Annotated in this window: 20 protein-coding genes; 2 read left to right on the forward strand and 18 right to left on the reverse strand. The window is 49.3% G+C overall.

All coding sequences use genetic code 11. From position 1 onward, the window contains the following. Positions 1-28 precede the first annotated feature (28 nt). The 14 genes from ACX1C1_RS24605 to ACX1C1_RS24670 all read right to left on the reverse strand — a co-directional run bounded on the left by ACX1C1_RS24605 (position 29) and on the right by ACX1C1_RS24670 (position 18,268). Positions 29-1,714, reverse strand: coding sequence for a peptidoglycan D,D-transpeptidase FtsI family protein (locus tag ACX1C1_RS24605; protein ID WP_458954748.1), 1,686 nt, complete (start codon positions 1,712-1,714; stop codon positions 29-31). 278 nt (positions 1,715-1,992) lie between these two features. Next, positions 1,993-4,170: a methyl-accepting chemotaxis protein gene (locus tag ACX1C1_RS24610; protein ID WP_458954749.1), complete on the reverse strand. Its 2,178-nt coding sequence runs from the start codon at positions 4,168-4,170 to the stop codon at positions 1,993-1,995. Positions 4,171-4,429: 259 nt separating this feature from the next. Continuing rightward, the gene (locus tag ACX1C1_RS24615; RefSeq protein ID WP_458954750.1) at positions 4,430-6,577 is read right to left on the reverse strand and encodes a methyl-accepting chemotaxis protein; all 2,148 of its coding nucleotides are present in this window, start codon (positions 6,575-6,577) and stop codon (positions 4,430-4,432) included. A 193-nt stretch (positions 6,578-6,770) separates the two neighbouring features. After that, positions 6,771-8,027 (reverse strand): peptidase U32 family protein, encoded by a 1,257-nt coding sequence (locus tag ACX1C1_RS24620; RefSeq protein WP_458954751.1) that lies wholly within the window; start codon positions 8,025-8,027, stop codon positions 6,771-6,773. 59 nt (positions 8,028-8,086) lie between these two features. Further along, on the reverse strand, positions 8,087-9,019 hold the full coding sequence (locus ACX1C1_RS24625) for a peptidase U32 family protein (protein ID WP_458954752.1): 933 nt from the start codon (positions 9,017-9,019) through the stop codon (positions 8,087-8,089). 30 nt (positions 9,020-9,049) lie between these two features. Further along, positions 9,050-10,189 (reverse strand): endolytic transglycosylase MltG, encoded by a 1,140-nt coding sequence (gene mltG / locus ACX1C1_RS24630; RefSeq protein ID WP_458954753.1) that lies wholly within the window; start codon positions 10,187-10,189, stop codon positions 9,050-9,052. A 79-nt stretch (positions 10,190-10,268) separates the two neighbouring features. Continuing rightward, positions 10,269-10,577: a DUF1292 domain-containing protein gene (locus ACX1C1_RS24635; RefSeq protein ID WP_458954754.1), complete on the reverse strand. Its 309-nt coding sequence runs from the start codon at positions 10,575-10,577 to the stop codon at positions 10,269-10,271. Beyond that, on the reverse strand, positions 10,577-10,873 hold the full coding sequence (locus ACX1C1_RS24640) for a DUF1292 domain-containing protein (protein ID WP_458954755.1): 297 nt from the start codon (positions 10,871-10,873) through the stop codon (positions 10,577-10,579). Before ACX1C1_RS24640 ends, ACX1C1_RS24635 begins: the two co-directional genes overlap by 1 nt. 8 nt (positions 10,874-10,881) lie before the next feature. Next, a complete protein-coding gene (gene ruvX, locus ACX1C1_RS24645; protein ID WP_458954756.1) occupies positions 10,882-11,298 on the reverse strand; it encodes a Holliday junction resolvase RuvX in 417 nt (138 codons plus the stop codon). Positions 11,299-11,338: 40 nt separating this feature from the next. Then, a complete protein-coding gene (locus ACX1C1_RS24650; protein ID WP_458954757.1) occupies positions 11,339-11,602 on the reverse strand; it encodes an IreB family regulatory phosphoprotein in 264 nt (87 codons plus the stop codon). 55 nt (positions 11,603-11,657) lie between these two features. After that, positions 11,658-14,291 (reverse strand): alanine--tRNA ligase, encoded by a 2,634-nt coding sequence (alaS, locus tag ACX1C1_RS24655; protein ID WP_458954758.1) that lies wholly within the window; start codon positions 14,289-14,291, stop codon positions 11,658-11,660. Positions 14,292-14,664: 373 nt separating this feature from the next. After that, positions 14,665-15,735: an AI-2E family transporter gene (locus ACX1C1_RS24660; RefSeq protein WP_458954759.1), complete on the reverse strand. Its 1,071-nt coding sequence runs from the start codon at positions 15,733-15,735 to the stop codon at positions 14,665-14,667. Between the two features lie 113 nt (positions 15,736-15,848). Continuing rightward, complete coding sequence (locus ACX1C1_RS24665; protein ID WP_458954760.1) at positions 15,849-16,385, reverse strand: hypothetical protein; 537 nt, start codon at positions 16,383-16,385, stop codon at positions 15,849-15,851. Positions 16,386-16,510: 125 nt separating this feature from the next. Next, positions 16,511-18,268, reverse strand: a complete 1,758-nt coding sequence (locus tag ACX1C1_RS24670; protein ID WP_458954761.1) for a glycoside hydrolase family 35 protein — start codon at positions 18,266-18,268, stop codon at positions 16,511-16,513. 167 nt (positions 18,269-18,435) lie between these two features. On the opposite strand from ACX1C1_RS24670, the gene ACX1C1_RS24675 reads away from it, so the two are divergent. Continuing rightward, entirely contained in the window at positions 18,436-19,323 is an 888-nt protein-coding gene (locus ACX1C1_RS24675) for a helix-turn-helix domain-containing protein (RefSeq protein WP_458954762.1), read from the forward strand. 88 nt (positions 19,324-19,411) lie between these two features. Here ACX1C1_RS24675 and ACX1C1_RS24680 read toward each other — a convergent pair whose 3' ends face one another. The 4 genes from ACX1C1_RS24680 to cymR form a co-directional block, all read right to left on the reverse strand. After that, complete coding sequence (locus ACX1C1_RS24680; RefSeq protein ID WP_458954763.1) at positions 19,412-19,615, reverse strand: hypothetical protein; 204 nt, start codon at positions 19,613-19,615, stop codon at positions 19,412-19,414. A 12-nt stretch (positions 19,616-19,627) separates the two neighbouring features. Beyond that, positions 19,628-20,164, reverse strand: coding sequence for a PRC-barrel domain-containing protein (locus ACX1C1_RS24685; RefSeq protein WP_458954764.1), 537 nt, complete (start codon positions 20,162-20,164; stop codon positions 19,628-19,630). Between the two features lie 17 nt (positions 20,165-20,181). Continuing rightward, positions 20,182-21,345, reverse strand: coding sequence for a cysteine desulfurase family protein (locus ACX1C1_RS24690; protein ID WP_458954765.1), 1,164 nt, complete (start codon positions 21,343-21,345; stop codon positions 20,182-20,184). A gap of 169 nt (positions 21,346-21,514) precedes the next feature. Next, entirely contained in the window at positions 21,515-21,934 is a 420-nt protein-coding gene (gene cymR / locus ACX1C1_RS24695) for a cysteine metabolism transcriptional regulator CymR (RefSeq protein ID WP_458954766.1), read from the reverse strand. Between the two features lie 157 nt (positions 21,935-22,091). On the opposite strand from cymR, the gene mnmA reads away from it, so the two are divergent. After that, positions 22,092-23,225, forward strand: a complete 1,134-nt coding sequence (gene mnmA, locus ACX1C1_RS24700; protein WP_458954767.1) for a tRNA 2-thiouridine(34) synthase MnmA — start codon at positions 22,092-22,094, stop codon at positions 23,223-23,225. Positions 23,226-23,294: the final 69 nt, after the last annotated feature.

Raw genomic sequence — 23,294 nt, forward strand, 5'->3', positions numbered from 1 at the left:
TCGCCAGCTCATAAGCCACAAATGTATCTCATCGCAGCTCGCCCCTCGGCATATCCGATTGGCGGGCTGCGATGTCCATTGCCCCTCGAAACAGCTTCGTCGCCAAATGCGGACTGCCTACCGCGCGATTGGATGCCAGTACGGCTACCGCATACTTCGGCGCTCCAACCGGTCCGTAACCTGCGAACCATTGGTGATTACGCTCCGCACCGTCTTTAATCGTTTCGGCAGTACCCGTTTTCCCCGCGAGCGGCCAGACACCACCTTTGATCGATGATGCCGTGCCGTGCTCCACAACATCCTCCATACTTTGGAGCAGCTTCGTGATTGTAGACGGATGAATGGACGACCCACCCAAGTCCTTATCCAGCCGCGACGGAAACTCGATCAAGCTGCCGCCGTTTGCATATTGAATTTTACTGACGAGACGAGGCTCTCTCACTTGCCCCCCATGAAGCAGCGTAACCATTAGATTAGCCGCCTGCAACGGCGTCATCCGAACATCTCGTTGACCAATGCCGCTCTGCGCCATAATTCCACCATCGACCGATTTGTTGTCATAAGCAAATAATCTGCCCCGCTCTTCTTCTTCGAGCAGTCTGAATGAGCTTGGCAACATCCCTTGTTTCTTATCAACATGCCAGCCTATTCTTTCCTTCACCCCAAGCGCTGCTGCCATCCGATCCAACTGCTCAGCACGAAGACGCTCGGCAATCGTGGCGAATACGATGTTACAGGACTGAGCAATCCCTTCTTCCAGCGTAATATCGCCATGCCCCCCATGTTTCCAGCAGGATAACCCATATTTGCCGTACTCGCCATCACAATGGAATCGTTCTCCCTTCCTAACAACCTTGTTCTCAAGAGCTGCTGCTGCTGTCACAAGCTTATAGATCGAACCCGGCTCCACGGCTTTCAACGCATGGTTCTCCCATTCCGAACCATCTGCAACTTGAAAGATAGCTGGCAGCTTAGGTCTAGAAACCATCGCCACAATATCTGCATTACGCGCATCCAGTACCACGATAGCGCCTTCTTTGAGACCCGAGCTGTCAGCATACGCCTCCAGCTTATTTTGAAGCGACAAATCGATTGTCGTCACAGCCTTTAGCGGATAATAGCTGTTTTTGGGTTGCACGACACGAAGATCAAGTCCTTGCAACGGCGTATTACGCCCATCGATAAAAAAGGAAACCGAAGTTTCACCTACACCGTGCAGAAATGAATCCAGAGACTTCTCAAGTCCAGATCCGCCAACCTGCTCCGTTAGCTTTCGTTTCCCCTCTCTAACATCTTGCGCATATGTACGCATTAACCACTCGGGATGTTGACTCGTAAAACCAACAACATGTTTGGCATCAAAATCCTCCAGATAGCGATTGCGATATGGCAATATTCGAATGCCATTCGTATTAAGCCTGCCAATCCGCTCTGCTTGATCGCTGGTCAAACGATAGGGGGAGGAATCGGGACTGCTTCGCCAGAAGTCCGGGACCGTCATCTCATCCCACCGGGATACTAATACGTCTAATGTCGTACCTAATATTTCAGCCAGCTGAGTAAGCTCCTTATCCGTGCCTCTGGATTGACGTTGAACGGGGAACAAAGCCAACGTTTCGTATGTCTCACCAGTAATTGGCATGCCATACCGATCGACGAAGTCGCCTCTCCCCGTGTCTAACACCAGGCTGCGCTGGCGTTGAACGACCGCCATCCGCTTCCAGCTCTCCCTGTACGGCGCCCCTTGTGACGCGGCACTTGTCTGCCCAGGCAGTAATTGAAGCCATGCCAATCGCCCTAAAAATAATATAAAAATAATACTCAAACATATACACGTTATTATCAGACGTTTCAATACCATCCCGCGCACCTCCAGTAATCAGTGTTCCACGCAATTTCTGCTCTCAAACCCTTTGAAATCGATTGAATAGCAAAAACCCCCAGGCTAGTAAGCCTAGGGGGCGAATCTCTTCTGGATACAGCTTGCAGTGATTAATCGATCTTAAACTTCGATAATGATTCCTTCAGCTCGCGGGATACTGTGTCCAGCTTATTGGACAGATTAACAAGTCCCTCACTGATCGACAGTTGCTCGCTGCTCAGCGATGCCACTTCTTCAGAAGTTGCTGATGACTCTTCTGCTACAGCACTTACACTTGTCATTGCATCGGACATCACGACTTGCGATTGCTCCAAGCTGCTCACTGCGTTGGTTGCTACTGTCAGCTTATCCGAGAATTGACCCATCTGCGCTTCTACCTGCAAGAAGATCGAATTCGCTTCTTTAACGGAAGTAATTTGCTCTTGGAAGAGTGGATATGCCTTCGACAATACGGATACCGTTTCTTCGATTTCACCTTGAATTTTGGCTGTAATTTGCGCCACGACATCGATTGATTGACGAGATTGATCAGCAAGCTTCCGGATTTCGTCTGCAACTACCATAAATCCTTTGCCCGCTGCTCCCGCGCGTGCAGCCTCAATGGTCGCATTAAGAGATAGGATATTCGTTTGCTTCGTCAGGTTATTCAGCACATCGAGAATTTTAACAATAGAACCTGTACTATCCTTAAGCGCATCGACCTTCTCAACCATGGACCGTGTCATTTCTTCCGTAGTTCCAGTCTTTTCAATCAGAATGCCCATATATGCCGTACCTTGACGACTTGCATTCTCGACTTCGACTGCCGAGCTCGACATCTCTCCATTAGCCGAGATCACTTCATTCATCTGAATGTTCATCTGTGATGTCAGATCACTGCCTTTTTCCGCTTCCACGGCCAGGCTGGTCGCGCCGTTTGCAATCTCTTCTGTTGCAACCGCAATTTCTTTGGCGGCAATCGACGTTTTCTTGGATGCATCTGTAAGCTCTGATGCCGTGTTCAGCACCTCGACAGCAGACCTTGTTGTCTGCTGCGCAAGTGCCTGGATCTGAGACATCATCTCATTAAAGCTATTCGCCAATTCACCAATTTCATCCCGACGATTGCCTACTTTTGAACGAATCGTCAGGTTGCCGCTCGCGCCTTCAACCATCAAATTACGAAGCTGCACAAGAGGTTTCGCCACTGTTGCAATGACTAACAAACCAATCGCAACAGCAATTATCGCGCCAATAATGACCATCCAGATCGTCAGTGTCCGAATGACACTGGCTTGTTTGGCTAATTCTTCAACAGGAATCGTACCTACGAGCTTCCATCCCGACAATTCGAGACTCTGATATGCCGCAAGCACATTCTCTCCATCGTTTGTTTCCATCTTAGGGCGGCCAGACTCGGATTGTTCAGGCAATTGTACGGATGCCGGTTGACCAATCAAGGTACTGTCATCGTTAATCACCATTTCGCTGGACGGATTAACAACAAATAACTGACTTCCGATACCCAAGTTAACCTCTCCCAGTCGCTCGGCAATACTTTTGATTGGGATTTCGATAACAAGGACGAACGTTTCCTCGATAACGCCGACATTTTTCACCAGACGGGCCAATGCGATAGTAGAATTGTTTGTGGCGGCGATTATGCCAGCCTCTTGCGGTTCAATCCACAGGACGCGTCCGCTCTCTTCAACCACTTGCTTGAACCAGTCCGTTTCTAATTGCTTAGCAGACAGAACGATATCCGCCAGACCTGCAGTGATAGGCTTCAACGCTGCATCCGTCGGGATTAGACTTGCGCCGGATATAGTATTGTTGCTCATAATATAATTCGATAGCTTCTCCGAGATATCTCGGCCTGTCATCAATGCTTCAAACTCATCACCTTTGCCTATATATGTAACAAGACTATCGCGAATCTGCTTATCAATCATGATCTGCATGCTCAAATCTTCATAATTGTTGAATACCGTATCCAGATTGTTTGTTACCTGCTCGATTGTCTGAAAGCTCGCCTCGGAGACATTTTCTTCAACTAGATTTTTGGCTGCTACATATGCAAGTACACCTACAGTTGCAACACATGCGATAATACTTACAGAAATCATAATCAGTAGTCTCGTGCCAACCGAACGTATCGGATTGGATAGCTTAGTTTCTTTAAGACCGGCCCCCCACGCTTTAACCATCCCTTTAACAGAGCCTGCGTTCGGCAATTTTCCGGTGACCTTACCCATTGTAGATTTTTTTTTGTTATCCTTTTGGGATTTCTGATCCTTCAAGTCTGACATGAAGTGTTACACCGCCCTCGATTATTTTGTACACGAAATTAGATAAATCTACCTACTTTTGTATACCTACTAATACTTATCGACCATCTCGCTTGGATACGTAATAGGAAGTTAACGATTTCTCAACTTCTTCTTTGACTAAATCTAGGTGAAACGGCCCTCCGTCCTTTATCGGCGGGGCGGAATTCATTCTGCGAAATATAAAAACAAGATGAAAAAGGGTCCTCCCTGATTCAGGAGAACCCACAATAACTACAATTTATATCTTAAATTTATTAAGTGATTCCTTTAGCCCCTTGGATACGGAGTCAAGCTTCTCGGATAATTGGACCAAACCTTCACTAATGGACAACTGCTCGCTGCTTAGCGATGCCACTTCCTCAGACGTAGCAGATGCTTCTTCGGCAACTGCGCTTACATTAGTCATTGCGACCGCAAGTACCGCTTGCGATTGATTGAGTCCCTCAATGGAGTTCGTAACACCCTCCAGACGAGTCACGAATGTGCCCATCTGTTCTTGAACGCTGATGAAAATTTCGTTGGCTTCTTTTACAGAGCCAATCTGCTCGCGGAATAGCGGGTAGGCATCCGATAACACATGTACCGTTTCTTCTATTTCCCCGGAAATTTTGGCCGTAATCTGCGCCACGATATCGATGGACTGACGCGATTGGTCGGCAAGTTGACGAATCTCGTCAGCCACAACCATAAACCCTTTTCCAGCCGCGCCTGCACGCGCCGCCTCGATAGTTGCATTAAGAGACAGGATGTTTGTCTGCTTCGTTAGATTATTCAACACATCAAGTATCTTCACGATGGAACCCGTACTATCCTTGAGCTTGTCCACCTTCTCCACCATGGAGCGAGTCATTTCTTCCGTCAGTCCCGTCTTCTCGATTAACATCCCCATGTAAGCCGTCCCTTGTCCGCTGGCACGTTCCACCTGAGTTGCTGAGACCGACATCTCTTGGTTTGCTTCGATGACTTTGCGCATCTGCTCATTCATATTCGAAGTCAGATCATTTCCACGTTCCGCCTCAACGGCTAGACTAGTCGCACCGCCAGCAATTTCTTCGGTGGCTACGGCTATCTCCCTTGCCGACAATGAGGTTTTCTTAGATGCGCTGGTCAAGTCGGATGCGGTCAAAAGCACTTGCTCCGCCGAAGACGTCGTCTGATGAGCCAAATCCATGATCTGAGTCATCATGCTATTGAAGCTATCGCTTAATCCACCAATCTCGTCCTTCCGTTTCTGAATGGAGGAACGAACAGTCAGATTGCCGCCAGCACCTTCCACCATCAAGTTTCTCAGTTTGACGAGCGGAGTTGCAATGGAATACAAAACGAGAATACCGATTGCAATCGCGATCAAAGCCGCCGCAGCTACCGTAATCCAAGTTAATGTCCGGATCGACTCGGCATCCTTGACGAGCAGCTTTACTGGTATCGTGCCGACGATCTTCCAATCCATCGCCGTGAACGTTTTGAACACGGTCAATACCTCGTGCCCTTCCGTTGTTGACATCAACTCGGCGCCACTAGCCCCCGCTTCACCAGTTGGCAACGCCACGTTAGCCGCTTTTCCAATCTTATCCTCATCGCTTGTAATGACGTAGTTGCCGCTGCCATCGACGATGGCAATTTCGCTTCCTTCACCCAGCGAGACATCCTCATATCGTTCGCTGATTGATTTTGTGTCGATATTAAGCAGCAAGATGTAGGAGCCAGAGCTTGATACACTATCCTTGAGCATACGGCTTAACCCAATAGAATTATCATCCAAGCCCATAGATACACCGCCTGTCTGAGGCGCGATCCATTTGGTACGACCATTCAATTCAATTGTTTCCTGGAACCATGGCTGACTCATCATTGCCTCAGCGTTAGTCGATAATGACGATCCCGAAGCCACAACATGCAGGTTATCATTAATCGGCAACAGCATCAAACCTTTAATGGAGCTATTGCCAATCGCATAATTTTGCATCTTGTCACTTAGCTTGCGTGTCGCTTCGAATCTCGTATAATCATCCGCACCGTTGGAGATGGTGTTCACGATTGTATGAAAATCCTTATCTACTAATATTTGAAGCGTCAAATCCTCGTATGTTTTATAAATTATGTTCAAATTCTCTGCAACCTGATTAATCGTCTGGAAGCTCGCATCCGAAACCTTTCTCTCGACGATAGACTTTGCTTCATTATAAGCCATTAGTCCCACCGTCAGTACACATGCCAAAATACTTACGAATATAATCAGAAATAATTTCATACCCACAGACTTCATCGGATTTAATCGATTCGTCTCCCTGAACTTTCCAGCAACCGCTTTCACATCCACCATGCTTACCTGCTTGCCTCCAGCTTGAGCTGCATTTGCTCGTTGCTTCTTTTTCATACCGGCCATCGTCGAAGTCCCCCGCTCTTCAAGTTGATTCGTTCGTCGAATAATGGAAGTGATGTGGCGAACCATGTCTATGTATGTATAAGTATAGTAGATACGTTCTATTATTTGTGATTGTTAAGGGCTTGTCAATTGCCTCTGGCAAAAAAATACTCCCGAATTCGTCGAATTCGGGAGTCATCTTCTTCAATAAAAATTATCTGATTTTTTTGCGCATCATATCCATCGGTTTTACAGGCTTCAGCGTTCGTACACGAACAACCTGCATAGGATGTCTGGCCGCATCCAATATCTGCCCTTCCGCATCCGTCAACTCTGTTACCGTCTGCTTGAAGAAGGTGCCTCCAGGTCCAACGAACTCCACCTCTTGTCCTAATTTGAAGTGATTGCGCTGCTGCAACGTCGCAAAGCCCGTGCGATCATCATAATCCAGTACAAGACCTGCGAAATCGTATGGCGCTGCCTTATCTTCGGCCTCGTAGATGTGGTCCTCGGCTCCCGGCGTATCCAGGAAAAATCCTGTATTAAGCGGTCGGTTCGCCGCTTTGTTCATCTCATCGATCCATTCAGGCTTCACCTGAAAAGCCTCTGGGTTATCAAAGTAAGAATCGATTGCCTGACGGTATACATTAACGACCGTTGCTACGTAATGAATACTCTTCATCCGTCCTTCGATCTTGAAGCTATCCACGCCAACCTCAATAAGCTCCGGCAAATATTCGATCATACATAGATCCTTTGAGCCCATCGTGAATTGATCCACGCCTTCTTCGTTGATCGGCTCCTCCTGTACGAACAGATCATATTTCCAGCGACATGATTGGCAACAGCCGCCTCTGTTCGAATCACGATCCGTGAAGTGGTTGCTAAGCACGCAGCGTCCCGAATAGGAAGAACACATCGCACCGTGTATAAACGCTTCAATCTCGATATCCACGTGGCTTTTGATCTCGGCAATCTCTTTGAAACTCGTCTCTCTTGCTAATACGACCCTCGGCAGACCTTCGTCCTTCCAGAACTTCACCGCTTGCCAGTTCATCGTCGACTGCTGCGTGCTGAGATGAACCTCCAACTTGGGAGCGACACGCTGAGCCGTTTCGATAATAACGGGATCCGCCGCAATGATCGCGGCAATCCCTGCTTCCTCTAGGCTGCGCAAATAAGACTCCAGTCCATCGATATCTTCGTTATGCGCATAAATATTGGTCGCAACGAACACCTTTGCCCCGTAACGGCTCGCGAATTCGACCCCTTCCTTCATCTCCTCGAAGCTGAAGTTATCTGCGCCAGATCGTAATCCGTACTTTTGACCACCAATATAAACGGCATCTGCCCCATAATGCACCGCGAACTTCAGCTTCTCCAGATTGCCAGCCGGCGCCAGCAGCTCCGGTCTGTCGAGCCGGTTGCGTTTTCCTTTATACCGCGGAGCGGCAGCACTCGTCGTACTCATCTTGATCGCACCTCCTGCTAGTTCTTGCTTGTATTGCATGTAACGTGTGGCTTGCTCTATCAATATACTTGCTCTTTATAAAAAAATCCGTAGCTTAATTCCCGATTGGAATCCTGCATATCTTTTATTTCATCTAGCCATTCCTCTTGGAATTCATAGCCGCTAGGATCGGTCATATAGGCATCAATCGCGTTGCGATATGCTCGTACTACAACTTCATTATAGGCAGTCGGCTTCATGATCCCTTCAATCTTGAGGCTGTCAACGCCAATCGCCAGCAGCTCGTGAATATTCTCTAGCATGCAAATATCATCCGAGCTCATAATGTGTGTACCGGCCGAGTCCTCGAAGATCGGGTATCGTTCACCTGGGCGTTCGGCTTCTGTCAAGAACAAGCCTCGTGCGCGGTCCGCGTCAGCCAATACATCCTGGTCATCGTGAAATTCGAGATAGCTGTTCACTAACGCACGTTTCGAATGATAGATGTTCGTCATACCATGGACTTGTACCTGAATGGCAAGGCTGGACTTCGCCTTCGTATCTTCGATTTGCTCCATGTTGAGCTCACGCGCCAGCACATAACGTGTAGCGCCTCTGCGTGCCCAATATTCTGCCGTAACGAAATTAGTCGAGGTCATTTCGGCGTTCCAGTGAAGTCCGATGTTTGGCGATTGCTCACGGGCGGCCAACAGTATAGCCGGATCGCCGAATACGATAGCATCCACTCCTAATTGATGTATGGAGCGAATATAGTCCGGTACCGCTTCGAGCGTCTCATTATCGATAAGATTATTCATGGATACATAGATACGCACGCCTTTTGCTTTGGCGAGTTTGACGGCTTCGGCAATCATTTCCAGCGTAAAGTTTCCAGCAAGTCGCGTGCCGAATCGCTCATCGCCGATAACAAATGCGTCCGCACCTGCAAGGATAAGCCGATCCAGCTCTTCAAGAGACGATGCAGTCGTCAGCAATTCAGGTCTGTATGTCATGGTTTTTCTCCTTCTCCTTGCTTAAGCAGCTTAACTCCCCGCTTCGCTTTTGTCGATATTACGAAGATGCTCGTTGTACGTCTTGGCGAACAGATGCGTCTGGGAGCCGTCCTTCTTCGTGACGTAGAACAAATAATCCGAATCAGCCGGGAACAACGCTGCTTCGATCGACGCAAGACTCGGGCTTGCAATAGGTCCTGGCGGCAATCCATCATTTTTGTACGTATTGTAAGGGCTGTCGATCTCCAAATCTTTTGTTAGCAATCTCTCTTTGGGCTCATCCAGCGCATACTGAACAGCCGCGTCTATCTGCAGCCTCATTGGCTCCGCAAGACGGTTGTATATTACGCTTGATACAAGCGCACGCTCTTCGTCGACTACCACCTCACGCTCGATGAGCGAAGCGATCGTCATAATTTCATGCAAGGACTTGCCCGATTCCTCCATCGCTTCCTGCCATCCATCCGGTAACGTGGCAAGCTTGCGATCCGTCTCTTGCAGCATACGAGCGATGATCTGTTCTTCCGAGCTGTCTTTCTTTAGCTCATACGTTTCAGGGAACATGTACCCTTCAAGACGTTTGTGCAATTTATCATTATCCGGAATGACGAGCGCCGCCTCTGCTGTTCCCCACGAACGGCCATTCTCCGCCAAATCCAGAAACTTTTCTTTGTTAATTAAACCTTCGGTTGCCAGCTTGTCTGCGATCTGCAAGACGGTGAATCCTTCGGGAATCGTGAAGCGAATCGTTTCTTCGGCAATCGTATCGCCTGTATTAAGCTTTGTGATAATGGCGGCATTGTCCATTCCTGGATTCATCTCATACAAGCCCGCTTGGAATTTAGAGCCTTCATCCTTCAACTGCAAATAGTAACCGAACACAAAGCTGTTCTTAATGATGCCGTTCTCTTCAAGCGTGCTAGCTACCGAGTTTGCAGACATACCGCGCGTAATTGTTACTTGTTTCGTTTCGCCAGCAGGCATTGGCTGCAGATTACTCCAGACATAATAAAGCGCAATTCCCGCACCTAATGCCATGATGCTTAGCAAACTAACAACGACCCATAACGAAATAACCCATGTTTTGGGTCGACCCCGATTTTTACGTTTTTTCTTTTTTTCCACTTTTGGAGCAATTGTTGCTGCTTGCTTCTCTTCCGGCTTATCCAACCTGCTACACCCTCTTCTGTCAGTTTCCGTGAAAAAGAGCGGTTGTCAGCCGCCCTTAGAGTCAACTATTTAGGAGATGCTAAGGCCTGTCGTCACTCTTGAATAACAGATCGTCGTAGGCTTCAGAGGCTAATTCCCACTCTTCATCATCTTCGATCGTCTCCAGTTGAGGCTCTCCGCCTTCTTGCCGTACACGCAGAAATTCCACCTCGTCCTCAGCTTCCATATCTTCGCTTTGCAGCGCCGCATATACGGCGCCGTCCAGCTCGAATTCAGCTTTGATCCGGTAAGTCTCTGCACTGCCGTCTTCGGCGATCAATTCGACATGATCACCGAAAACCTCTTTCAAATTGTTCTGCCGTTTAGGCGCTTGATGAGCTTCGGACATTACTCTTGCTCCTCCAGCTCACCCAGAAGCGTGTTAAACGTCTCTTCGACCATATTCCACTCTTCTTCATCATCAATCGTGTACAGCTTAAGATCGTCGCCTTCCTCTTCGTAGCGGAACGCGTATACCTCGTCCTCTTCCTCGTCATTGCCGATCAGAGGCACAACCATCATATATTTCTGATCCGAACCATCAACCTCAAACTTCATGATGACTTCGAACTCTTCCTCATTACCTTCTTCGTCCGGAATATAAATAATTTCCGGCTCTTCGTATTGCAAGTCTTCATTTGTCATCGTTACCATCACCTTTTCGTTTTAGAGTCGAGAAAATTTTGCAAGATTAGCGTCGCCGCCATCTTGTCGATTACTTGCTTCCGTTTCCTCCGGCTGACGTCCGCTTCGAGGAGCGTTCGTTCGGCAGCTACCGTTGTCAGCCTTTCATCCCAAAGGTGAACAGGTATACCTAGCTTCTGCCCAATCTGTTCGGCAAACGCGATGCTGATATCACCGCGAGGGCCTATGGAACCGTTCATGTTTTTGGGCAGACCGACCACAATTTCCGACACTTCATGCTCGCTTACAAGCCCGGCTAGGACATCGACCTCGCCGCCGTCCCGCCTGCGTTCCACAACCGTCAAACCTTGCGCGGTCCACCGGAATGCGTCGCTGACGGCAACGCCGATGTTACGGTCTCCATAATCCAAACCCATTACTCTCATTAAACCGCCTGGCCCCTTTAAAGGTAGTTCAAATATAAACTTATTCTTTCTTGTGCTGCAAGTAGAACCGAACCAGCTCTTCGATCAGCTCGTCGCGCTCCTTCTTGCGGATTAAACTACGGGCGTTGTTGTGCCGCGGAATATACGCGGGATCTCCGGACAGCAAGTACCCAACGATCTGGTTAATCGGATTGTATTCCTTCTCCAGCAGCGCTTCGTGAACGCTGAGCAGAATATCCCCGGAAGAAGTTTCCACCCCCTCCGCCTTCACGTTAAACTTCATTGTTTGGTCCATGGAACTCATCAACAGCACCTCGCTTTCGAGAAGAGCACCCCTATCGGGATAATGCCTGAATCTATCATATCACATTCGCCCTGCCAACAACCAGTTCCTCGGCAATTTTGAGCGCTTCATCCAGTTTGGAGACGTCTTTGCCTCCCGCTTGTGCCATATCTGGACGACCGCCGCCGTTTCCTCCGACAATGACCGCCGCTTCCTTGATGATCTTGCCAGCATGATAACCAGCTTTGACCAGGTCAGCGGATACGGCAGCCGCAAGATTAACTTTATCCTCTTGAACAGCGCCAAGTACGATCACGCTGGAGCCTAGCTTGACCTTAAGCTCATCAACGATGCCACGAAGCGCGTCCATCGACGGCGCATTTACTTTAGCACATAGAACTTGAATGTCGCCAACCTTAATGGCTTGCGTCTCTAGCGATCCCGCTTCAATGCGGCTCAGCTTCGCTTGCAGCGATTCGTTCTCGCGCGAGAGATCCTTCACCTGACCGAACAGACCTTCGATCCGTTTAGGCACATCGCCGATGTTCGACTTCAGCAGAGATGACGATTGTTTAAGCAAATCAAGCTGTTCCTCATAGTAGGCATATGCGTGTCTGCCTGTTACCGCTTCGATCCTACGTACGCCGGAGCCGATGCCGCTTTCGCCGAGCAGCTTGAACAGTCCAATCTGCGAAGTGTTGCCTACATGGCAGCCACCGCATAACTCAAGACTATAGTCGCCAACTTGCACGACACGAACGACATCGCCATATTTCTCACCGAACAATGCCATCGCGCCCATTGCTTTTGCTTCACTTAACGATTTGTTCGAGATATCCACGTTTGTGCCCGTCCAGATCTGTTCATTGACTTTGCGTTCGATCGTTGCGAGCTCTTCAGCCGTTATGCTGCCGAAATGGGAGAAGTCAAAGCGCAGACGATCGGCCTCGACAAGCGATCCAGCCTGGTTAACATGATCGCCGAGCGTTTCTTTGAGCGCCTTATGAAGCAAATGCGTCGCCGTATGGTTTTTGATGACGTCCTCACGCTCGGATCTCGTAACAGCAGCCCTCACCAGCTCACCCGAACGTACTGTACCGGCAACAACAACTGCATGATGCACATTTTGGCCATGCGGCGCTTTGGTAACGTCCTCTACTTGCAGCGTGAAGCCTCCACCCGTAATCGTCCCTTTGTCACCGATCTGTCCGCCGCTTTCCGCATAGAACGGCGTACGGTCCAGAAGCACGGCTACGCGGCTGCCTTCTCCAGCAAGATCCACTAACGCCTCATCCAGAATAATCGCCGAGATTTTGGATTCAGTTACCAAGTCATTATAGCCAACAAATTCGCTTTTATCCGTAAAGTCGGCAAGCGGACCGCCTTGGACCTTCATGCTGCCTGTGTCCTGACGAGCCGCACGCGCGCGCTCACGCTGCGCTTCCATCGCAGAATCGAAGCCGTCACGGTCGACCGACAGACCATGCTCCGACGCAAAGTCCTCTGTCAAATCGAACGGGAAACCATACGTGTCGTACAGCTTAAAGGCATCGCCGCCGCCGATTGCACCAGCGCCAGCAGCCTTCGCGTCCTTCACGAGCGCTTCTAACAAGACGAGTCCGTCGGACAATGTTTCATGGAACCGCTCTTCCTCCGTACGAATCACACGCTCGATAAACTCGCGTTTCTCAACGACTTCCGGATAGTATACACCCATCACATCACCAACTACCGGTGTCAGCTCATACAAGAACGGACGGTCCACGCCAAGCGATTTTCCGTAACGCACGGCACGGCGGAGCAAGCGGCGGATAATATAGCCGCGGCCTTCGTTCGACGGCATTACGCCGTCGCCCACGGAGAAGACGACTGTACGGACATGATCCGCGATTACCTTAAGTGCAACATCTTGATCCTCGTTCGTTTTGTATTGAACCCCAGCAATCTCACAAGTACGGTCAATGATCGGACGGAACAAATCCGTGTCAAAGTTGGAGTCTACGTCCTGGAGAATGGAAGCGAATCGCTCCAGACCAGCACCTGTATCGATATTTTTATTCGGAAGCGGTGTATAGCTGCCGTCTTTGTTATGGTTGAATTGCGAGAATACCAGGTTCCATACTTCGAGGAAACGTTCGTTCTCGCCGCCAGGCCAGCATTCAGGATCAGACAAGTCGCCATATTTGTCGCCGCGGTCATAGAAAATTTCTGTACAAGGTCCGCAAGGGCCTTCGCCGATATCCCAGAAATTCTCCTCCAGCTTGTAGATGCGCTCTGCAGGCAAACCAATCTTCTCGTTCCAGAAGCGGAACGCCTCTTCGTCTTCGGGATATACCGTAACGGACAGACGGTTCGGATCAAATCCAATCCACTTCTTGTCAGTCAGGAACTCCCATGCCCATGTGATAACTTCTTCCTTGAAGTAGTCGCCGATGGAGAAGTTGCCCAGCATCTCGAAGAAGGTATGATGGCGGCGTGTCTTGCCGACATTCTCGATGTCGTTGGTACGGATACACTTCTGCGAGTTCGCGATACGCGGATTCTCAGGAATCACTCGTCCGTCAAAATACGATTTGAGCGGCGCCATGCCTGCGTTAATCCATAGCAGGGACGGGTCGTTATGCGGCACAAGCGATGCGCTCGGCTCGATGGCGTGGCCTTTGCTTTCGAAGAATTGCAGCCACTTGGATCTTATTTCGCTGGCTTTCATAGTTATATCCTCCTTGGTCGTCGATGCGGCTTACCGCTCGCGTCTATATCTCTGTCAAAACATAAAAACGCCCCTGTCAATGACAGGGACGAATCAATATCGCGGTACCACCCTGGTTATCGCGTAATTGCACGCGATCTCCTTCGTGGACGATAACGGGTCCAGCCGGTGAAGTTCGTTCACGCTCCGAAAACAGCTTTCGGCCACTCTTCGCATAAGCGCTCTCGCAACCATCGCATCTACCCATATAATTGGCAGATATCGAAGAAGCGCTCTCTCTGATTGGAAGGTCATAACCTACTTTTTTTCATCAACGCTTTATGAGGCTGTTCATACATATATGCACAAATTATATCCGTCCCGCATGAGGCTGTCAAATGATCTTTCGCCTGACATAATAGGCAAACATATGCTGCACAATCACTTTGCATGCCGCGAAGATCGGTACAGCCAGAATCATGCCGGCGATACCCGCTATTTCTCCGCCTGCAAGCAAAGCAAAGATGATGAGAAGCGGATGCAAGTGCAGCGTGCGGCCCACGACCTGCGGGGAAATCACGTTTCCTTCCAGAATTTGGCATAACGTGTTTACGATAGCGACATAAATCATCATTTTGACCGATACGGTTGATGCCATCAATAACGCCGGAGCCGCGCCGAAAAACGGTCCAAGGTACGGAATGACATTGGTAATCGCAACGACGCTCGCCAGCAGCAGCGCATACGGCATGCCAATAAGGAGGTAACCTCCATACGCTAAAGTGCCTACGATCACACAGACGAGAAACTGTCCCCGTATGTAGCTCCCTAACGCCTGATCGATATCCTTCATAAGCCGGACCGTGTTTTTGCGATGGGATTTCGGCACGTAGGTGATGATCGTCCGCTCGAAAACGTCAAAATCCTTTAGGATGTAGAACGCGAGAAACGGGATAATGAACACAACGAACACAGCGCTGAGCATAGAGCCGATATTGTTGACGAAATGAAACAACGACTCCGATATTTTCTTTTCGATGCCGAGCAGCGCCTTATCAATGCCATCGCGGAAGCTGGAAGGTAAGAACGAAGTATTGTTAATATCCGTTACAATATTTTGAGCACGAATCGTAAGTTCGGGCATATGCTGGTTAAGCTCTTGCACTTGTCCGACGAACATCGGGATCAAATTGACAAGCAGCACCGTAATCGCCGCACAGAATACGGCATAGATCAGAAGCACCGCGATTGTACGCGGCACTTTGCGCTCATGCAGCATGGACACGATGGGATTCAGTACGTAAGAGATGATCATTGCAATAATGAACGGACCAAGTACCGCTTTAAGAAATCCGTAGATCGTAACGATCAGCGGCTTTAACTGCAACAAGAAGTAAATGGCGATTAGACCAAGGATGAGATAAACCATCCATACAAACAGTCGATTACTTGTGAATCGTTCCACGCGTTATTCCTCCCGAACCTGCAGTCGCACACACGAATGATGGCTGGCAACCGATAATTAGCATCGCGGATCACGCGAAGCCACTCATTCATTATATGTACAAGTTGGGGGAATCATCCTTTGGACAATCGATAAAATTCTCGATAAAGCTGAAGAAGTTCAGCCTCTTTCATGGCAATCAAGCTAGCGATCTCTTGCAGGTCAAAGGTTAAATCCTTTGTAAATTCGTTTGACATCGTTTCCTCTTCATCCTTGGAGCCCAAGCCCGCCGGAACATTGGAATTTAGCTCTGCTTCCGCTTCTGTGACCTCGTGCTCTGTCCCATCGTTCTCCAAGTGATCGGCCGGAACCGATCTAACCAGCCTAAAGCCGAATGTGAGCATGACCCACTCATCCGCTTCTTCCCGCCCCAGTGTTCGATAGATTTGTGCGTATTTCCCGAGGATCGCATTAATCGTCTGCCTGCGCTCCCACCCGACGATCTCCATCGAATCCTTGGCGCGCGAGACAGCGAGCATGAGCTGAAAGTCGTTCAGCCTTCCTCTTAGTCGTTCGATATGTTCAATTTCATTCATTAAAATGGGATACAGATAGGCGAATTCCTCACTTGCCGAGAGCATCTCTTCCTCGGTTATCTCATTTGGTTCCATCCCGTTCAATCCTTTCCATTGGAGCTTTGCGAACATCCCTTTATAGTTTTCGCAGCTACGTATGGAATTCAGGCTTGGACGACCAATAAGCAAGGAATTCACCAGACAACCGTAATTGTATTCACTTACCCTAGATTATGTGTATCAATTAGTTCAACTTCCAGTCTATCTGTGCCATGAAGCTCCAGCACAACGATCTCATTGCGGCCTTCACGAAGCAACGGACCTGGTACGTACAACGTTTGTTGAGGACCCTTCTCCCAGAATCGTCCAATGTTGAAGCCATTAATCCATACGACCCCTTTGGTCCATCCCTGGAGACTTACGAATGTATCTGCTGCTTCGTCAACAAACAGCTCGCCCTTGTAGAATGCTGGATTTTCGGCTGCCTTCCCGCTCGGCTGACTCGGTTGTGCCGAGAATGGCAGCTTGGACAGATCAGAAAGCGGCAGCGGATAGATCGTCCAATCAAACTGGAATTGATTATCGAGACGAACACCTTCGGTAATACCCTTCCGGTCTCTTAAGAGAGGACCATAGTTGATTCGTCCCATGTTCTCCACCAGGATGTCGAGCGTCGCGCCATGCGCTGGAATATTCACATCGATCGGCTTAGGATCCCAGCGTTCAATCGTGCCAATCCATTCCCCATTCAGGAATACCTGTGCACGGTCATGCACATCCTGCAAGTGCAGCTGCTGAGCTGTGCGTGGTCCAGTAACTTGCGTACGATATAAGATAAAGCCGTAATTCTGACCAAGCTTTTCCATAGGTTCCGGGCAGCGACGCTGAACGGCAGTCGACAGCGATTCGAGATTAGCGAATAAGCTCGCTGATTCCTTCATGGCTACCTTCCCATAATTTAGTTTACGGGACGGAGCTGGCACTTCATCCGCTACAATGGCGCCATGTTTACGCATCACTTCACGTACGGCCATATATTTCTCCGTCACATCTCCACATTCGGACAACGGCGCATCATAATCATAACTCGTAATAGTAGGCTCGTAATTCACCAAGTGATTCGCTCCATTATAGAATCCGAAATTCGTACCGCCATGGAACATGTAGAAGTTTACGGAAGCGCCCGCACTCAACATCCGGTCGAACACATCGGCAACATCCTTGCTATCGCGCGTATGATGCGTCTCTAGCCAATGATCGAACCAGCCGTTCCAATATTCCATACAAAATAGCGGTTCATCCGGGCGATACTCCCGGAATTTTGCGAACTCCTCTTCGGGCCTCGATCCAAAATTGGAAGTCGCCAGCACGCCTGGCAACGTACCGCCTTGCAGCATTTGATCCGTTGGGCCGTCCGATGTAAACAGCAACACATCAATTCCCCGCTCTAGCAGACCGTTCTTCAAATACAGCAAATAGTCTTTGTCATTGCCATAGCTGCCGTATTCATTCTCGACCTGTACAGCTATAATCGGTCCGCCGTTAGTGCTCAGCAGTGGGACTAGCTTTGGAATCAAGACATCGTAATAGGCATCGACCTTCTGCAAATAAGTATCATTCATACAACGCAGCTGCATATCCGAATCCCGCAGCAGCCATGCAGGCAGCCCGCCGAATTCCCACTCTGCACATATATACGGGCTAGGGCGTACGATCACATGCAAGCCGAGATTCCCGGCAAGGGCGATAAATTGCTCGATATCCGCCAGCCCCTCGAAGTTAAACGAGCCTTCCTCTGGTTCATGCAAATTCCAAGGAACATACGTTTCAACCGTATTGAACCCGCAAGCCTTCAGCTTGAGGAGACGATCCTCCCAATGCTCAGGCACGATGCGGAAATAATGAATGGCACCGGACCAAATCCGAATCGTTTCTCCATCTAATTGAAATTGCGAACCTTGTACTTCTAGTTTAGCCATGTGTTAACCCCTCCAAAGCAGATGATGTTAACTTCATTATGCGAATTGTTCTGCCTCTCTTCAATCTCCAAATGGTGCATCTTATATACCTTTTGTGCCGTCGATTCACTCCATATGGTCTATTATGATAAAATAATGGCATCTCGCCAGCGAAAGAGTGACCTACGATGCAAAATGCGATTGCCTTCCCAAATATAACTACAACTCTGCAAGTAACAGGCTTTCAGCTCGCCAAATTCCCGCCCGGCTGGACATATCCTAGGCATCATCATCACTTGTATGAGCTGCTCTGTTGCCTTGGTGGAGAGGCGGATCAAGAAATCAATCGAACGACTGTCACGCTGCGACCGGGAGATTGGCTCTTAATTAATGCCGGCGAAAGACATCGAACTTCTAATGCCTCGGACATGGAATACGATTTCTTTAATGTACATTTCGATCTCGATGATTTGGATCTCCGCAGCCTGCTTGGCACAGCCGCATACCGTTTCGTATCCGCCGAGGAAGCCAATCGCTCCGGCAGACTGAGCCGTTACATCGGAGAGCTCCAGGAATTGACAAGGAAGTCGCAAGCCGATGAGAGTAACAAAACAGAGGCAAAACTGGAGGACAAACTGCTGCTGCAGGGGAATATTTTTCTCATTATCCGCGAGTTGCTATCGCTCATTAGGGAACAGAGCGAAGACAGCGCGGGCACCGGCAAGGTTACGCCGTTCGCGGCCAATCTGGCGCATGCTATCGAGGAGAAGCTGTCGCTAGGTCTGTTCGAGGAAATTTCCATTACCACTATTGCGAAGGAATTAAATATGAGTCGGAGTCAATGCTCCAAGCTGTTCACGAAGGTATACGGCTTGTCTCCGCGCCAATATATAAGCAAGCAGAAGCTGATGCTGGCGAAGGAGTTGCTCGTTACCTCTTATTTGTCTGTCACCGACATTGCCGAGCGACTGGGATTTCAATCTGCTAGCCACTTCTCCAGACAATTCCGCCGTTGGACCGGTCTCTCGCCAACCGAATTCAAGCCCAAGCACCGCCGTAATCCCTTAGACGGATAAGGCGTCAAAAAAACCTTGTTCGGGCTCTGCAGATTTCTTCATGCAGAGCGACCTAACAAGGTTAATTGTTTTATCACCACTATAACGGTTAATTCAACTGCGCTTCCGTCTGCGCAACATCGTCTTCGAAGAACAAATCGTCCAGCGAGCTGAGCGTGCCATCTTCTTCGACCTGGAACACCGACATCTTGTCGCCGTTGACCGTTAACTCAATAAAGCAGCCCCAGCAATAGAACTGGTGGGAACCGATTTTCCCTATATCTTTCGAATTGCAATTCGGACATCTCATCATAAACATTTCTCCCTATTCTTTGAAATTGGAAGCTGCGACAGGCTCCAATTCCGCTTCGCTGACAGCCGGAACAATAATCGCGTCTTCCCCGAGCAATACCTCCTCCGGATCACTCGGCGCTTTCAGCCATTTACGCCCTTCCATCAGATCCGAGATAAAACCGTCTGTAAGCTCATAGCCTACTATCTGTGTACCCTGAAACGGGTAAAAATAAACATCCGACACTCGTCCAAGTTGAACGCCGTGTACAGTGACAACGGGCAAATCCTTTAGCTTGACGATGCCAGAATGGAACGCTCGGCGAACATTCTTCGGTTTCATGGCGGTGACCGCATCTTCTCTCGAGATGATAACGGTATCTTCACCACACGTCAATACGTCGTTCCACGATACCGTCCTTGCGGACGAAGCATACCACTTCGCGAATTCCAGTATTAAACCTTGAAGTCGCCAATGTTCATCAAACCACGCGTCTTTGACTGTCCCGACAAGTTTGCCGGAATGGATCACAATGACCGGAAGTCCGATCAGTCTTTGGAGTTTGATCACGCCAGCAGGAATCCTTCCTAACCTTTGATTCGAATACGGTCCACGATTGCTGTTACCACTTGGGCCGCATCCTCCAGTTCCTCCAAAGTATTCCCCAATCCGAAGCTAAATCTTACAGCCGAATCCAGACTTGCGGGAGATAATGACATTGCCTTCAGTACATGTGACTTCTCGAACGAACCTGATGTGCAAGCAGAACCGCTGGAAGCAGCAATACCGGCCATATCGAGATTCATGAGCATACTTTCCGTCTGCGTACCCAGGAAGCTGATATTCATAATATGAGACAAGCGACTTGCAGCATCAGGATGTCCATTAACGATCATATTCGCATGTCCAATACCTTCTTGCAGCAGCTCTATCCATCTCATACGAAGCTTGTCCAAAAAAAGTTGCTTTATTTCTCTATCGTTCACACAAATGTCAAGAGCTGCGGCGAATCCCACGATTCCCGCTACATTTTCCGTGCCAGCACGGCGCTTGCGCTCTTGTGAACCACCGTGCAACAACGGCTCGAATGGCGTACCCGTAGCGATATACAAAGCTCCCACGCCCTGCGGCCCATTAATCTTATGCGCCGAAAAGGTCGCAAGATCAACGGGCATCTCACCAAGCTGATAGGGGATCATGCCAAGCGTCTGTACCGCATCTACATGAAGCAAGGCGCCCACAGCGTGCGCAGCATCCCCGATTGAAGTTATTGGGGATAGCGTACCTACCTCATTGTTGCCATGCATGATGCTGACTAGCGCCGTATCCGGTCTTAACGCCTCGGTCAAGCTAGCCAAATCTACGCATCCATATTCGTTGACGGGCACTACCGTCAGCTCGAATCCTTCCTCGTCCCTCAACCATTCGCAAGTATGCAGCACCGCATGATGCTCGGCAGCGGACGTCACAATATGACTTCTCCCATGCTTGCGTTGCGCCCTAGCCGAGCCTATTATTGCCGTATTATTGCTCTCCGTCCCGCCAGAGGTGAACATCAGTTCACCTGGCTTGCAGCCAATGGCCGCAGAAATAGAATCACGCGCACGGCTAATTCGGGCTTTGGCAGCCCGACCGTACGCGTGAGTACTTGAACCGTTGCCGCCGGGTCCCCGCATCAGCTCCATCATCGTTTCTGCGACGGCAGGATGCATGGGCGTTGTGGCGGCATGGTCAAAATAATAGTTGTTCATCGTAATCACCTTAGCATTAGAAATAAAGTTCTACGGATTCTATCGAATAGAGGTTGTTCAAAAAGTCCGCTTCCCATCACGAAATAATCCAAGTAGTACACTCGACATCGAATCTCTCATCCAATCTTCTCGGTGCTGAAAATCGAACTTTTTGAACACGCACTAATAGCTAAATGTAGAACATATAAGAATCTTTTTTCTCTTCTTCTCGGTACGTAATCAGATCCTCTAACGTTGTGGAATCCAATACGTCCGCAATACTGTCCCGAATGCGCAGCCACAGATTACGTTTCGCCGGGTCGTCCTCTTCGGTAAAGTCAACCGGAGAGATGGGACCTTCCAGAATACGAATAATATCGCCCGCTGTTATGTCCGCAGATGCCTTGGACAAGATATATCCGCCATAGGCTCCCCGGATACTCTTGACTAGTCCCGCGTTTCGTAGTGGAGCGACCAGCTGCTCCAAATAATGTTCGGATAATCCGTTGCGCTCAGCAATGCTTTTAAGGGAAATGGGACCTTCACCAATCTTAGCGGCTAGTTCCATCATTATGGTAAGTCCGTAACGACCTTTTGTTGATATTTTCATACATGGCACCTCTTTCTCTAAATCACTGTATTCCCATCATCCTTATATGTTAACATATCGTCTGCGCATCGTGTGCAAAAAGGTTGCTGCTTTCATGAAATTCTTTTCCCTTTGTGATACAATATAATTTGCTTTAATAGACAAGGCGGTGAACGAATTGGATAATAACAATGCTAATATACGCGTCGTGGTAGGTATGTCAGGCGGCGTGGATTCCTCCGTTACGGCGCTTCTGCTCAAGCAGCAGGGGTATGACGTAATCGGCATATTCATGAAAAACTGGGATGATACCGACGAATTCGGCGTCTGCACGGCAGAAGAAGATTCAGAGGATGTGCGCCGGGTATGCGAACAAATCGGCATCCCTTATTATACAGTGAACTTCGAGAAACAGTATTTCGACAAGGTGTTCACCTATTTCTTAGACGAATACAAGCGCGGTCGCACGCCGAATCCAGACGTGATGTGCAATCGCGAAATCAAATTCGGCGATTTCCTTAACAAAGCGCTGGAGCTTAACGCCGATTACCTTGCTACAGGTCATTATGCCCGCGTTGAACGTGACTCAGACGGTGTGACCAAGCTGCTCCGAGGCGTAGATGGCAACAAGGACCAAACTTATTTCCTCAGCGCGCTTAACCAAAACCAACTGGTCAAAGCGATGTTCCCCATCGGTCATCTGCCGAAACCTGAAGTACGCAGAATCGCCGAAGAAGCCGGCTTGTACACAGCCAAGAAAAAGGACAGTACCGGCGTATGCTTCATCGGAGAACGCAACTTCAAGGAGTTCCTTAGCGGTTATTTGCCGGCGAAGTCCGGCGACATGGTCGATATTCGCACCGGCGAGAAGAAGGGACGCCATGACGGCCTTATGTATTACACCCTCGGACAGCGTCAAGGACTTGGTATCGGCGGCTCTGGTACAGGCTCCGGTGAGCCGTGGTTCGTAGCGGAGAAGGATCTGGAGCAGAACATTCTGTACGTCGTGCAAGGAGAAACGCACCACAGTCTCTATTCGGAGAGCCTGATCGCAACCGGACTGAACTGGATCGTACCTCAAGATATATCCAGTCCTATCCGTTGCGCCGCGAAGTTCCGTTATCGTCAGCCCGATCAAGGCGTTACCGTAACGATGCAGGAAGACGGCTCGGCGCTCGTGGTGTTTGACAGCCCCCAGAAGGCGGTCACACCTGGTCAAGCCGTTGTTTTCTATGACGGCGAGCAATGCCTGGGCGGCGGCACGATCGACGTTGTGAACAAGATCGCTCCGCCTGCGCACGCGGCGCAGTAAGCTCCTTAGTATTCAACAAGCCCCAGTACGGGCATCAGATTCTGACCTGATGCCTATACTGGGGCTTTT

This window comes from Paenibacillus sp. strain BS8-2 (assembly GCF_054483835.1).

Excerpts from the sequence above, each read along its gene's own strand:
- ACX1C1_RS24605 (WP_458954748.1), bottom strand. The coding sequence starts at position 1,714 with ATGGCGGTCGTTCAACGCCAGCGCAGCCTGGTGTTAGACACGGGGAGA.
- ACX1C1_RS24615 (WP_458954750.1), bottom strand. The coding sequence starts at position 6,577 with ATGGCCGGTATGAAAAAGAAGCAACGAGCAAATGCAGCTCAAGCTGGA.
- ACX1C1_RS24675 (WP_458954762.1), top strand. The coding sequence starts at position 18,436 with ATGCAAAATGCGATTGCCTTCCCAAATATAACTACAACTCTGCAAGTA.
- ACX1C1_RS24640 (WP_458954755.1), bottom strand. The coding sequence starts at position 10,873 with ATGACAAATGAAGACTTGCAATACGAAGAGCCGGAAATTATTTATATT.
- ACX1C1_RS24690 (WP_458954765.1), bottom strand. The coding sequence starts at position 21,345 with ATGAACAACTATTATTTTGACCATGCCGCCACAACGCCCATGCATCCT.
- ACX1C1_RS24620 (WP_458954751.1), bottom strand. The coding sequence starts at position 8,027 with ATGAGTACGACGAGTGCTGCCGCTCCGCGGTATAAAGGAAAACGCAAC.
- ACX1C1_RS24650 (WP_458954757.1), bottom strand. The coding sequence starts at position 11,602 with ATGAGTTCCATGGACCAAACAATGAAGTTTAACGTGAAGGCGGAGGGG.
- ACX1C1_RS24665 (WP_458954760.1), bottom strand. The coding sequence starts at position 16,385 with ATGGAACCAAATGAGATAACCGAGGAAGAGATGCTCTCGGCAAGTGAG.
- ACX1C1_RS24680 (WP_458954763.1), bottom strand. The coding sequence starts at position 19,615 with ATGATGAGATGTCCGAATTGCAATTCGAAAGATATAGGGAAAATCGGT.
- alaS (WP_458954758.1), bottom strand. The coding sequence starts at position 14,291 with ATGAAAGCCAGCGAAATAAGATCCAAGTGGCTGCAATTCTTCGAAAGC.
- ACX1C1_RS24610 (WP_458954749.1), bottom strand. The coding sequence starts at position 4,170 with ATGTCAGACTTGAAGGATCAGAAATCCCAAAAGGATAACAAAAAAAAA.
- ruvX (WP_458954756.1), bottom strand. The coding sequence starts at position 11,298 with ATGAGAGTAATGGGTTTGGATTATGGAGACCGTAACATCGGCGTTGCC.
- cymR (WP_458954766.1), bottom strand. The coding sequence starts at position 21,934 with ATGAAAATATCAACAAAAGGTCGTTACGGACTTACCATAATGATGGAA.
- ACX1C1_RS24625 (WP_458954752.1), bottom strand. The coding sequence starts at position 9,019 with ATGACATACAGACCTGAATTGCTGACGACTGCATCGTCTCTTGAAGAG.
- ACX1C1_RS24670 (WP_458954761.1), bottom strand. The coding sequence starts at position 18,268 with ATGGCTAAACTAGAAGTACAAGGTTCGCAATTTCAATTAGATGGAGAA.
- ACX1C1_RS24635 (WP_458954754.1), bottom strand. The coding sequence starts at position 10,577 with ATGTCCGAAGCTCATCAAGCGCCTAAACGGCAGAACAATTTGAAAGAG.